We start from the raw sequence: 13,390 nt of genomic DNA, 5'->3' as shown, positions 1-13,390 counted from the left end.
TACACTACAATGTTGAAACTTTAGAACGACTCGCTAATTTGGTTTGGTGCGCCATTCCCTTTTTTCGAGCCTCTCTTTTTGCTCGTTCTATTTTATCGGCTATTTCATGGGCACTTGAACTATTCTGTTCAACTAAATCGATTAGCTCCAGAGCTTCTTTAGTTCGCTCTGACCAGTAATAGACATCAAAAAGTGCCGAATAAGAATCGATATAATTAGGATTCATTTTAATACACTCTTTCAATATCTTGATGGATGAGGGATAATCGCCGCTCCAAACACTTACTCGACCCATCAAAACCTTGGTATCGATGTGGCTTGGTGATTCCGATAAAATGTACCTACAAAGCAACAATGCCTTATCGTACTCTTTTTCAAACGCCAAAGCTCTCGCTTTCATATATACCTTGTCAAAATTCTCCCCATTGTATACACTATTGATCCAAATGATTTCGCTATCGCTGAATTTTTCTTTCTGTACGCTGAAAATGGCCAAGCTATCGGGAATAATTTTATTGTTGTTGGTTACATAGGCATTCATAGATTTGAAAGCCTTCAGTTTTCCTTCGACTTTTGAACCGCCAAAGCTTGAAGAAAGGTTCATTTCTTTATCCAAGCTATAGACATTTCCATCTGAGAATAATTTCTCGCCGCTGATGTATTCTTTAAGTTCATTTTTGTTCCTCATTAAGGGGATATCCTTATTTCCCCTAAATTCTTCGTTCATATCCAAGGCATCTCCCATCCAAGCCACCTTTTTGGGCATTTTCATTTCAAAATTACCATCTAGAAGCGCCAATAGGCTTGGAGTTACGTCAAAGTGCGAAGTAAGTGCGCTCATCTTTCTAGGGCTTTTGAGCATGGGACTGAACATAATCAATGGTACATGAAAACGACTTAGATTGTTTCGCTGTGGTATGGGTATCAATCGATGGTCACCGGTTATAATAAATATGGTATTCTCGTATCCAGGCTTCTTTTTATATTCTTCGAAGACATATTCCAGAGCCTCATCGGTATACATAAGAGTGGCAAAAACATTGCTGTTCTTCTCGATTACTTTTCTTGTTTTTCCTTCATGGGAACTCGATGACAGTATGTTCTTTACCTTTTGCTCATACTTATCTTGCTGTGGCGGTATAAAGGGCTCATGGGTACTGATGGTCATATAGACCTCCATTCTCGGATTTTCATTATCCCTCGGTAAACTCATACTTTTCTTGAACAACTCCTTGTCCGGATAACCCCAAGAAGAACCTGCAGCATCTTCCGCTTGAAGGGTATATTTATTTCCGAAACCAGATTTGTCGAGAATAAAATCGATATTCTCGCTATTCAAAAATCTATCGACATTATCAAAAGCACTATTAGTGCCTTGATAAAATGAAGTATGGTAACCATTGTTTTTTAATATACCGTAAAGGGTTAGTTTATTGGGGTATTTCTCCAATTCCATAAATCCACTTTTGCCGAAAGGCAATGAACCCATAAGAGATGGCAGAACACCAAAAGTACGACCCGTGTTGCTAAGGCAATTCTCCCAGTAGAGTGACTGTTTGGTCAACTTGTCAAGAAAAGGTGTGAAACCGCCGAATTCTGCCCCCTCACCCACAAAATCACGGCCTAGACCTTCCACCATTATGAAAACAATATTGGGTTTTTCGTTTTTTAAATTGAAATAAGGCCTCAAAACATTTTGAGTTCTTTTTGACTTAATTAACGGGTATTCGACATCAGAATCATAGGAGGCATCCTCTGTTGACGAATCGTATATGTTAAGAGCTAAATACTGGGTTTTGTTGTGGTTGATAGGTTTGCCTTCGATAAAAGAAGTCATAACGAACATACTGATGAGAATGATGGTAAAAGGATACATTCTACTGATATGATGGTAGTGTTTGCTCGTTATCTTGTATAACCAAAAAAAGAGCCCAATTATAATTACCACACCTACCACAAGTGAAATCGAAAGCCCCCCAGAGTTGGCTATGGTAGTTTTTATATCGGCAAAGCTATACCCCAAAAGATCAGACCCTAGAGGCACTAAAGCCGTACAGAAATAGCTGATCAGCATTGCTTCTACAATCAGCAAAAGTATCAACAAGACAAAAATGAGATTGAAACCGTATCTTGGCCTTAGATTTTCCCAAAAATTAAAAGGAAATACTAGTATCACACCCACCAAAGACGCAAAACCCAATTGGTGCACCGTGGCGATAAAAAAACTGGTGCTCAGTATAATATCGACCACACCCTTGAAATAGAGGCTGACATATTGGTAAACCGTAAGCACAACAAGACTACCAAAAAATGAGATAATCATTCTGGTATAATGTTTTAAACTATATCTGTCGCGCTGACTTGTGTTCATATGCTAATTAGGTGGCTTTGGCAAAACCTTTTCTTACCTGAGATCCCCAACCTGATTTTATTTTAAACAGTTTTTTATAATTACCACGCACCGCTGACCATACGACAATGGGGTGAAAAGCAATTGGTTCTACAATGGCGCAGAACATGAGTATCAAAATATCTTTTGTTTTCTTGTATTCGTTATAGCTGTAAACGTCCCAAAGAATGGCGTAAAAAGAGAACATAATCGAGAACACATAAACCATTGCGGTAATTGCGATAAAGAAATCCCAATTAAGAATGCCCAAATACATGAAAAGTATGATGGTAAAAAAGCCAAAAAACTCCATTAAGGGAGCTAGCCATTCATAAAAAAACCAATAGGGATAACTTAGAAGCCCCAAACGACCGTATTTCGAGTTAAAGAACATGTCTTTATGCTTGAAAAGGGTTTCTAGATTGCCCCTCGCCCAACGGTCTCGTTGGTTGACCAATATCTTAACATCTTCTGGAACCTCTGTCCAACAAAGAGGGTCAGGAATATATTCTATGGTATAAGGTTCACGCCGGTCGTGCATATGCCTTCGCATCTTGAATACGATTTCCATATCCTCGCCAACTGTACCGGTGTCGTATCCCCCTACTTCCAATGCGATTTCACGGTCAAAAAAACCGAATGCCCCAGAAATAATCAAAAGGCTGTCAATTCTACCCCAGGCCATCCTTCCTAAAATGAATGAACGGGTGTATTCCAATAATTGAAACCTGGCCAACCAATTTTTTGGCAGTCTAATTTCTTCTAATTGGCCACCCTCGATAATACAGGAATTGGCCACACGGATGACACCGCCAACGGCAATAACCCTTTTTTCAGATCGTTGATAGAATGATTTAACAACATGCAAAAGCGCATCTGGCAGAAGAAGACAGTCAACATCGATACACCCGACATATCGGCTTGTAGAAAGAGCCATTCCAGTGTTCAAGGCGTCTGATTTGCCACCGTTTTCCTTATCAATGACCGTCAATTTTGAAAATGCCCGATGTGGCGACTTATACACCCCTCTTATAGGTTTGTTTTTCCAATTGGGGTCAATCTTAAAGTCGATCTTTTCAAGATCGTAGGCATCGATCATTTTCTGTAACGTATCGTCTTTACTGCCATCATTGACAACCATTACCTCATAATTGACATAGCGTAGTGACATCAGGGAACGGATGTTCTCTACAATGGTCAAACCTTCATTATAGGCAGGTGCAATGATTGTAATGCTTGGGGATAATGGCGAAGCCATTATTTTAGAGAGGTCACCGAAACTATTTTTTTTTCTGTAATGGATGGAATTTCTGGTGGATAGATATCCCATAATGGTGAATAGTGTAAACAATATCACCGTAAACATTAGAAAGACAATGTTTATGTATTCTAAGGTGATATCGAAGAACGTACTATCCATAAAATTTACCTATAATAAGTTTAGGTAGTTCATAAATTTAAACATGAGCGAAGCCCCATTTGGTGTTATTTCGGTAGCCACAACAGGTAGCTCTAGTACTTGTTGGGTATGAGTTTTTTGCAAAACTTCTGAGAGTTCGAAATCAATGTCAAATAGCTCTGGATCCACAATAGTTTCTACTTCTACGTCGGCCTCGATTTCTTCGAGTACTTCATTGTATTCCGATTCGGTATAGGTCACTCCAGGATTCTCTTTGGCCATTTGGTTGTCGAAAAGCTCTTTGGTGAGTTGCTCATCCTCGTCTTTTTTTTTACTCTCTTCTTGATTTTCTTTTTCCGAAACCTTGCTGATCAACAGTTTTAATGCTTTTCGAGCTTTTTTGCGCAATCGACGGTCTGGATCCTCTAAAAGAGTATCTAAAAATTCAATTTCTTTTTCATCGCCCACAGCAACAATTTCATCTAATAGAATTAGTTTGGCCTCACGGTCGATATTCTTGAACAAGTCGGCAAATACGCTGAAATTAGGGAGGTTCAAATTCTCTAACTGTAGTTTTGGCATGGAGATATGACCATCTTTCTCTTTTGAAAAGACAGCTATCATTCGAACTATACGCTCTTTAATGAATTCTTGCTTTTCATCTTCAAGAAGTTCTTCGAGCAGAGCAATTTCCCGGTGGTCTCCTAACTCTTCTAAATCATCTAGTAACCCCATCATATAAGCTTCATGCTCATCGTAATAAATGGGTTCGGGTATGGCGTTGGTAATTTGAGAATCTTCGTTTTCAACTATTTCTTCATACTCTACTTCAATGTCATCTATCTCATTTTGACTCATCAGCCAACTGATGACATCATCGGCATTAGAGGTATTGGAATCGACATTGATTAATGATTCGCCACTTAGCTCAAAATCAAACTCTTTAGTTTCTTCTTTAATATCTTGTGGTTCAAAATCAATTTCGAAATCCGAAAGTTTAAAACCATCCAATTCTTCTACCGCACTCTCTTCTTCAGGTTTTGTTTGAGCCTCAGATTCAGTTACAATTGGTAGAAAATCAAGGTTATGAACTTCTTCTAATAAGCTTTCATCTTTTAGATGGACGCTGTCTTTATTGGTTTTGTCGTTTTCTACTACAATGGGCAAAAAGCTTATTTCTTCTATATCAAACGTTTCTTCATTTACTTTTTCAGTTATTTCTTCAGCCCCATTTAGCTGTTCAAAATTGACCTCAATCTGGCGAATTTTCTTGTGCGGATATTCGGAATCGTTTTTGTCTGTCATTTGCTTCTCATTGTTTTGAACTGGGGGCTGTTCAGATATTACGATTGGTAAAAAGTTTATATCAAGTAGAGGCTGGTGGGTTATTTCTTCTTCTGTAATCTCTATATCATTTACCTCTTCAATTGGTGTAAGATTTCCGGTTTCTACTTCCGCTTCGGGGACCATGGATTCTTCAGTTTCAGAAACTATAAGCTCAAAATCAACTTCTAAATTTTCTATCTGAATCTCGGTGGGCTCATTAACATCCTCTTCATTGGTAGAAAAATTAGGAACTTCCTCATTTTCCTCCATTGCTTCAGAGGATTTCACTTCTACGGTTTCTTGATCGGTTGATTCTTCTGATTCACTTAAAATCACATCTACGGGAACTGTTTCTGAATGAGGAATTACCGGAGCTTCAACGGTAGAATTTGGTTGAATTTTCTCAGCCGCTTCCTCTAAAATGGTTTCAGAATGATTTTCATCTTCTGTAATGGTTGGCTGAATATTATCTTCGCCGTTAACGTTTTCCTTGGCATCCTGGGTAATATCGATTCCCCTGTTATCTAAACCTTCTGTAGGCATAACTGTGTCGGGGGCAATCATATTAATGGCTGATAAAGCCTTGCTCTTAACGGCAAAGTTTCCTTCGCTCTGGGCAGTTTTGTTCAAAAATGCGATATCGGATTCGTCGCCCAGTTCGCCTAAAGCTCCTAATATGGCTATCTTGACATCAACACTACACTTAGGGAACACTTGTTTAAGCATAGGTTTGGCATCAAGTACAAAAAATTCTTTTATGCAGCCAATGGCCTCCATCTTGATTTGGTTGTTTTTGTGCTTTACCAGTTCGATCAAAGCTGCGTTTGCATCATTCTGGTTATAAAACTTGATAAGGCGCAACGCAAAGAATACCACATATCTGTTGGTACTGGTTAGCCAATATTTAAAACGAGGTGGTTCAAAATCTTCACGATTTCTAAGTACATCCAATAATTTTAACTGCTGCCATTCAGAAATTTTATATCTGGTGGTGTCCAAGAAATAATTGATTCCTTCCGGTTTCAAGGTAACGGCAGCGATTTCAGCTTGCTTACGCACGGTAGAGCGCCGGTCATTGATGAATTTTGTAATGAAGGTATAAGCGCTCTCGACCTGCATTTGGGTCAGATGTGAAATACCTTTAGAGATGACTTCCCACCGCCAACTCTTCAGTTTTTCGTAGGCATCTTGGTCCAACCCTAAATCTTGATAGAGCTTAAAAAGTCTTTTTTTGGTATCTCCAGAAACGTCTTTTCTTAAATCTAACAGAACTTCGGTAAGCACTTTTCTGTTGAAGTCATTCTTAAGTAACTCCCTTATCTGAATCTTTAGGTCTAGGTAGTGAGACTTTTCGGCTTTGTCAGCATCCTCTTCGTAGAAAAGAAACTCACTGACCATCGGAGATAATTCTTTTTTCTGTTTTTTGGTTCTTGAGGAAGTAGAAGAAATCTTGTTTCTAAAAATGAAAACAGAAATGAAGTAAAGTAAGGCAAGGCCAACAAATACCAAGGTTAGTATCCACAATGTTTCGGTATCGATTTTTGGTGCGGATACTAATGGAATATTTGAATATGTTGTTTTGGCCCCGAACAAATTAGTTTTTATTGAGTTCTCTTTCGACCCTTACCAAAAGTTCTGAAGGGCTTACTGGTTTTGATATAAAATCGTTGGCGCCCAACTCAAAAGCGTTGAGCACATTTTCTTCATTTCCTGCAGAGGATATGATGATTATCGGAATATTCGATTTCAGTTCGTTTCGTACATAGTCGATAAGTTCCATACCCGAGAAATAGGGCATCATGATGTCGCTGACTATGATATCGGGCATTTTTTGGGCAAGAAATTCTTTGACCTGCTTGCCATCGCCACTATGCGTCACATCGTAACCTCCTTTTTTCAATCTAAAATTGAGTAAAGAGGCCAGTAGCTCATCATCTTCGGCTAGTAGTAAGCTCTTCTTCATCATTCTATTGATTTAACTTTTTTAAATCTTCGTATGCGTTATGCAAGGCTTTCTGTACTGCCGGGAATTCCGTAACAAAACAATTGTACAAAAACTGCAAGTGCTTGGGATCGTTATCGGTCTTACAGGTCTGCTCTATTTGGTTGATGATGGTGTAAAGGTCATTCGTGTTCAACATTGCCAAACCGGCCTTAATTTTATGTGCCGCTAGCTTTAAACGGTCGTAGTCGGTATTTTGAATGTGAATTTTGGCTTGGCCGATGAATTCTAGGGCATTCTTTTCGTAGAGGTGCAAAAGTTCATCTAAAAGTTCCATCTCGCCCATACAATCGTCCAATATGGGTTGAAGGTCAATATAGAGCCTGTTGGTGGTTTGGGTTGGAGTGCTTCCAGAGAAAATAGAACTATAAATTTCGCTTTTCATGGGGGCATCGATTTTTAAAGATTTGAGTACTGAATTGTATGATTCGTAATGCCGAACAACGGCGTCGTAGGTTTGCATATCAAAATCGCCCGACTGGTTCTCGGGCAACGGCGAGGTCTTCAAATATTCTTTATGCTCAAGATTTTCAGAGGGATTGATTGTTTTGTAAAGGGTGTTTTTGAACAATAGAAAAGATTTTCTCACCCTTTCGGCTTCCTCGGCAGTGAAATTTTCATAAGAAAAATCCACTAATTGAGCTTCCATATCACATAAATGGTCAAGTAGGTTCTTAGGTTTCAAACTGTATTTTTAATTTGAGTTGTTAGACTTGGGATTTCTAAACCGCTCGGTCACATGAAAAACTTTGACAATTTCACAGAATAAGCTGTTTATATTGCTAAAATTCCCTATTTCTATAAGGCAGGGCAACTAAATGTTACCTATGCTATTATATATGTTGTCAAAATGCTTTATTTGTAGGTATAAATTCTTACAGTATGCGGCAAATAGTCTATTTATTAGGTCTTTTAACGATTTTTTCATGTAACGAAAAACCTCATAAAAAAGAGGAATCATTTGAAGAAACCGCACGACGAATACATAATGCAGTTATTACGATAGACACCCATAACGATATTAATGTCAGTAACTTTACTTCAGAAAAAAATTATACTCAACGCCTCTCAACACAAGTGAACCTGCCCAAAATGGAAGAAGGTGGGTTAGACGTCACTTGGTTGATTGTCTATACCGGGCAAGATTCTTTAACCGATAAGGGGTTCAAAGACGCCGAGGAAAATGCCATGAGCAAGTTTGAGGCCATTCACCGCTTATGTGAAGAGTATGCCCCGGATAAAATTGAATTGGCGACCACTTCAGAAGAGGTCAGAAGAATTCATTCGGAGGGCAAAAAGGTGGCTATGATAGGTGTTGAGAATGCCTACCCGATGGCCCGAAACATCAAGAACATTGAGAAGTACCATGAGATGGGCGCACTTTATGTTTCGCTTGCACATAACGGCCATAACCAATTTAGTGATTCGCACACGGGTGAAGAAGATGATGTATGGTTAAACAATGGTTTAAGTGATTTAGGTAAAGAAGCTGTAAAAGAGATGAATAGGGTCGGAATTATGATTGATATATCGCACCCTTCCAAGGAAGCTATCATGCAAATGATAGAACTAAGTGAAGCACCCATTATTGCTTCACATTCTTCTGCCAGAGCTTTATGTGACAATAGCCGGAATCTTGACGATGAGCAACTTAAATTGATTGCCAAGAACGGTGGCGTAGTTCAAACGGTTGCTTTTAGTTCATACGTCGACCAAGAAAAGGACACCCTACGCCAGGCATTTATGGGTGAAATCTATAAAAAAGTAGCCGATTCGCTGCAATTGCCGTGGTACGACCGTTCAGAGTTATCTACTCTTGATGCCGATAAAAGAAAGACCTTTTTTGGAAATTATCAAACAGTGGTCGGTATAGCCACCGAAAAGGCTAAAAGCTTGAAAGATGCCCCGCCTGCGGTAAATGTATCCGATTTTGTAAACCATATCGATTATATGGTAGAATTGATTGGAATCGACCATGTCGGCATCAGCTCTGATTTTGATGGTGGCGGAGGTATCGAGGGTTGGTCAGATGCATCCGAAACCTTCAATGTAACACTAGAACTTGTCAAGCGAGGCTACAGTGAAGAAGAAATCAGAAAATTGTGGGGCGATAACCTTCTTCGCGTACTTGATGAAGTTCAAAAAGTAGCTGCAAGCTACTAATCGTCGGTAGATCCCAATCGATCTCTAACGTATTCTACTTTCTTTTTGCCATGAGGTTTTGGCTTGCCGTTATCCCCAAGGTTGACCATAATAATATTATCAACGGTTACAATCGTTTCACGGGTCATTTTGTTTCTTACTTCGCAGTTAAGTGTCAATGACGATTTGCCGAACTTGACCACTTCAATACCGATTTCAACAATATCACCTTTCTTGGCCGTACTGGTGAAGTTGATTTCTGACATGTATTTGGTGACGACCTTTTTATTCTCTAACTGAATAATACTGTACAGGGCTGCTTCTTCATCTATCCATGCCAGAACACGACCTCCGAACAAAGTTTCGTTGGCATTTAAATCTTCAGGTTTTACCCATTTTCTAGTATGAAATCTCATAAATCTATTTATTAAGGGGAAATTTACGATGCAAAATTACATAAGATAACGCCCTTAAAATAGTGTGTCATTTGTTTTATGAAGCGTTTTCGGAATTTTAAGATTTGTACCTAATTTTTTGTTCAACCTTTCAATAAACTTAGCTGATATTAATGGAGATTCCAATTCCATATTTTGGTGAACAAAGAAATGAATGTTGTTCAACCCTTGAGAATGCCATTCGCTCAATCGGTTGATCCAATCATCTATTCGGTCGTAATCACTTTGATGGTTAGCACCTACATATCTAACGAATGCTTCATTATTCGTCAATCGCATGTGAAGCATATCTCTTCTACCCGCCGTATCAACTAAAACATTGGCAATTCCATTTGATTCCAATAAATGATAAAGTTCTTCCGATACTTTTTCATCATTGAACCAATCGGTGTGTCTAAACTCGATTGCCAAAGGAAATTCTTTAGGCCAATATTCTACGAAGCGAACTACCCTATCCCAGTTTTTAGGTCCGAAATTATTGTGCATCTGTAAGAAAATAGTACCTAGCTTTTCTTTCAGATTCGACGTTGCTTCTAAATATCTATCAACAATGGGGTAAACCGCATCATTTAAGCGTCTTAGATGACTTATATCATTTGATACTTTAGGGAAAAATTTGAATTTTTCAGGGGTTTTATCGTACCATTTGGTATACTGTTCCCCTGGAAAAATTCGATAAAAGGTAGCATTCAATTCAATGCAATTGAATTGACTCGAATAGTACTCCAATTCATCTTTGGTGCCCCTCGGGTAAAAGTTTTTTAAATCTTGACGGTTCCATTTGGCACATCCGACATAAACGTTCAAAGGACTTTTTTTTCCATCTCTGTTCAATACTACTTGTGTATCAGGATGGTCTTTGGGTAATGTAAAATCTATAAGTTCAGGATTCTCTACTTTTCCGAATTTCATTGCTGTCAGTTATCTGTTGAGGATTTTAAAAATAAAGGCTTTCTTTTAATTTTTAAGATAAACCGTCTTTTTATTCACAAACTCCCTAATACCATGTGATGAAAGTTCTCTACCATATCCTGAAATTTTGATGCCGCCGAAAGGAAGCCTAGGGTCGCTTTTGACCAATTCGTTTATGAAGACAGCACCTTCTTCAAAACAAGGGGCCAATTTTAAAGCTTTTTCGGTGTCTTTTGTAAAGAGACTTACTCCAAGACCGAATTCTGAATTATTGGAAAATCTAATAGCTTCTTCATCAGATTGAAACGCAGTAATACCGATAGCCGGCCCGAAAGTTTCTTCTTTGAATATGGGCATTTTTTCGGTAACATTGGTGAGTACCGTAGGCTCGTAATAGGAACCATTGCGTTTTCCGCCAAGAAGCAGTTTTGCCCCCATTTCGATGGATTTTAATACCTGTTTTTCCAAATCTTCGGCTAAATCTTCACGTGCCAAAGTCCCGATATAGGTGTTTTCATCCATAGGATCACCGCTTTTTAGCTCTCTCACCTGTTTAATGAAAAGGTCAACAAATTCTTCCATTATATTCTGGTGCACCAACAGCCTCTTTCCTGCTATACAGCTTTGACCTGTATTTTGAAATCGAGCCTGAACACAGGTTTTTACCGTTGAATCTAGGTCGGCATCTTCAAAAACAATCAGCGCGTTACTTCCACCAAGCTCCAATACCGTTTTCTTGATATGTTTTCCGGCAATAGCGGCTACTGAGCCTCCAGCGGGCTTGCTGCCAGTTAGAGTTGCAGCCTTGACCCATTCATTTTCCAAAACAGTTTCTACCAAGTCACTACCAATGATTAGGTTTTGAAAACAGCCTTCAGGAAAACCGGCCTCTGTGAAAACCTCCGCTATGAGTTCTGCAGATTTCATTACGTTTGAGGCGTGTTTTAAAACACCCACATTACCAGCCATTAAATTGGGGGCGGCAAATCGGAATACCTGCCAAAATGGATAGTTCCAGGGCATTACGGCCAAAATAATCCCAAGAGGTTCGTAGCTTACATAGCTCTTTTGCGCATCCGTTTCAATAATTTCATCCTTAAGTTGGTCCTTTGCTTTATCGGCATAATACTCACACACCCAAGCACATTTTTCAATTTCTGCCACTGCCTGAGAAATAGGCTTTCCCATTTCTTTACTTATGGTCTCGGCATACAGAGTTTTGTTTTCAACAAGTACCTTGGCGGCCCTATTCATGAGGTCAGACCGCTGCTCAAAAGTGGTCTCTTGCCACTCAAGAAAACATTCATGCGATTGTTGAAGCTTTTCTTTTAATTGTTTAGTGGTCAATTCTTTAAAGCTGTAGAGTTTTTCTTGAGTATAAGGATTTATCGAGGACTTCATGTTTAACTGGATAGAATTTTAATAAAGCTACATATATACTTGTACTTCAAAAAATTGCTCTACTAGTTTTTACTGAAAGAACTAATATTTGATGGATTAGAACTCAGGCCTGATTTAGATTAAAAGGTGTTTATAACCCGGTTAAAAAGTAATATATGTATGGCCAAAGCCAGGTTAGTAATTGATTACCTTTATAAAAACCAGTAAAATGAGCGATCGAACCCAGAGTCTTCTGCGCATTCGCCCAGAAATACCTTCAGCTATAGTTCACGATGGAATGAGTGCTGATGAACAGTTTCAGAACGGCACTTTAAGGCCTGTCATCAAATTACAGAACGAGTTATTTATTGCTGTCTTCAAAAATTATATCGCAAAGCACAAGAACTCATTTTATGAGCTTTCATTGAACAAGCGCTTTCTTTATATTGAAAATGCGATTCAAAAAGACATTAAATTTCGCAATTCCCTCAAAGGAATTGTTATTGGGCAATTCACCGCCGAGGAGTATGAGATTTATATTAAAAATTCGTCATCATTGAACAAGCGAATGATGAACATGGTCATTAATAGGCTCAAGGATCAAATTCAGCTTTTTGAAGAACCGGCGTTAGTTTAATAGTGACTCACCGTTCAAATTAGTGGTAAGAACGTCGCTCATATAGTCAAAGTAAGGGCGTATGGCCTTGAACGATTCGCATACCTTATCCTTAAACTGATTAGAAAGTACTTCTTTATCCGTAAAATTTCTGATGAAAATGTACTGCTTGTATTTTATAAGGTCTATATTTTCATGATTCTTATCAAATCCCTTCGGTGCCGTTTTTACGGTATCGCCTTTTAAGGTACCCCAGATATCTTTAAAAGACTTATCATTCATTAAATCTCTCATTTCAGAAGCATCCTGCTCAAATTCTTTTCGAATTCGTAAGAGATCATCTTTGTTCGGATTCCAAAAACCTGTTGCAATAAATGATTCGCCCGGTTGAATATGAATATAGTACCCGCCCCGTAACTGGGCACCTAGACGTGAAAATGAACCAGCGAAATGTGTTTTGTATGGGGTTTTATCATGCGAAAACCTTATGTCTCTATAAATACGGAACATCTTCATCTTTTCAATGTCGTCTTGAGTCTCTAGGTGTTCCTTTATTCCTGAAAAAAAGCTTTTGACCTGTTTTTCGTGAGATTTGAATTCTGTTTTATGTTCGGTAAACCATTCCCGATTGTTATTCTCTTTTAAGAGCTTTAGAAAATTTAGTGTTTCTTTCGTAATAGTTGATTGTAACATACGACCAAAAGGTTGTTATTTATGCTAAAGTTAACCTTATTTCGGAAATCGGCTTTGGCAATAATCCCTATTTTTG

The 13,390-nt window shown here is 38.6% G+C and carries 11 protein-coding genes; 2 read left to right on the top strand and 9 right to left on the bottom strand.

Going from position 1 to position 13,390, the window contains the following annotated elements; all coding sequences use genetic code 11:
- Positions 1-4: 4 nt before the first annotated feature.
- The 5 genes from D1013_RS12115 to D1013_RS12095 all read right to left on the bottom strand — a co-directional run bounded on the left by D1013_RS12115 (position 5) and on the right by D1013_RS12095 (position 7,801).
- Positions 5-2,323 (bottom strand): sulfatase-like hydrolase/transferase, encoded by a 2,319-nt coding sequence (locus tag D1013_RS12115; protein ID WP_162987893.1) that lies wholly within the window; start codon positions 2,321-2,323, stop codon positions 5-7.
- 55 nt (positions 2,324-2,378) lie between these two features.
- Positions 2,379-3,809 (bottom strand): glycosyltransferase family 2 protein, encoded by a 1,431-nt coding sequence (locus D1013_RS12110; protein ID WP_121849079.1) that lies wholly within the window; start codon positions 3,807-3,809, stop codon positions 2,379-2,381.
- 9 nt (positions 3,810-3,818) lie between these two features.
- Complete coding sequence (locus tag D1013_RS12105) at positions 3,819-6,638, bottom strand: HEAT repeat domain-containing protein (RefSeq protein ID WP_162987892.1); 2,820 nt, start codon at positions 6,636-6,638, stop codon at positions 3,819-3,821.
- Positions 6,639-6,708: 70 nt separating this feature from the next.
- A complete protein-coding gene (locus tag D1013_RS12100; protein ID WP_121849077.1) occupies positions 6,709-7,080 on the bottom strand; it encodes a response regulator in 372 nt (123 codons plus the stop codon).
- Between the two features lies 1 nt (position 7,081).
- Positions 7,082-7,801 carry an Hpt domain-containing protein gene (locus tag D1013_RS12095; protein WP_162987891.1) on the bottom strand — a complete coding sequence of 240 codons (720 nt, stop codon included), beginning with the start codon at positions 7,799-7,801 and terminating at the stop codon, positions 7,082-7,084.
- Between the two features lie 197 nt (positions 7,802-7,998).
- Here D1013_RS12095 and D1013_RS12090 point away from each other — a divergent pair, with 197 nt between their 5' ends.
- Positions 7,999-9,279 (top strand): dipeptidase, encoded by a 1,281-nt coding sequence (locus D1013_RS12090; protein ID WP_121849075.1) that lies wholly within the window; start codon positions 7,999-8,001, stop codon positions 9,277-9,279.
- On the opposite strand, the gene D1013_RS12085 is transcribed toward D1013_RS12090, so the two are convergent.
- Genes D1013_RS12085 through D1013_RS12075 form a run of 3 tightly spaced genes read right to left on the bottom strand, consistent with a single transcriptional unit; the run spans position 9,276 to position 12,026 of the window.
- The gene (locus D1013_RS12085) at positions 9,276-9,674 is read right to left on the bottom strand and encodes an acyl-CoA thioesterase (RefSeq protein WP_121849074.1); all 399 of its coding nucleotides are present in this window, start codon (positions 9,672-9,674) and stop codon (positions 9,276-9,278) included. The genes D1013_RS12090 and D1013_RS12085 overlap by 4 nt on opposite strands.
- A gap of 54 nt (positions 9,675-9,728) precedes the next feature.
- Positions 9,729-10,625 carry a DUF72 domain-containing protein gene (locus tag D1013_RS12080; protein WP_121849073.1) on the bottom strand — a complete coding sequence of 299 codons (897 nt, stop codon included), beginning with the start codon at positions 10,623-10,625 and terminating at the stop codon, positions 9,729-9,731.
- Positions 10,626-10,670: 45 nt separating this feature from the next.
- Positions 10,671-12,026 carry an NAD-dependent succinate-semialdehyde dehydrogenase gene (locus D1013_RS12075; protein ID WP_121849072.1) on the bottom strand — a complete coding sequence of 452 codons (1,356 nt, stop codon included), beginning with the start codon at positions 12,024-12,026 and terminating at the stop codon, positions 10,671-10,673.
- Positions 12,027-12,234: 208 nt separating this feature from the next.
- On the opposite strand from D1013_RS12075, the gene D1013_RS12070 reads away from it, so the two are divergent.
- Positions 12,235-12,642, top strand: coding sequence for a glyoxalase (locus D1013_RS12070; RefSeq protein ID WP_121849071.1), 408 nt, complete (start codon positions 12,235-12,237; stop codon positions 12,640-12,642).
- Here the strand turns inward: D1013_RS12070 and D1013_RS12065 are convergent.
- On the bottom strand, positions 12,634-13,314 hold the full coding sequence (locus D1013_RS12065) for a DUF2461 domain-containing protein (RefSeq protein ID WP_121849070.1): 681 nt from the start codon (positions 13,312-13,314) through the stop codon (positions 12,634-12,636). The genes D1013_RS12070 and D1013_RS12065 overlap by 9 nt on opposite strands.
- Between the last annotated feature and the right edge of the window lie 76 nt (positions 13,315-13,390).

This window comes from Euzebyella marina (assembly GCF_003687485.1).
Taxonomy (GTDB): Bacteria; Bacteroidota; Bacteroidia; order Flavobacteriales; family Flavobacteriaceae; genus Euzebyella; species Euzebyella marina.
The sequence above is the reverse complement of the archived record's forward strand: the minus strand, read 5'-3'. Positions and strand labels throughout refer to the sequence as shown.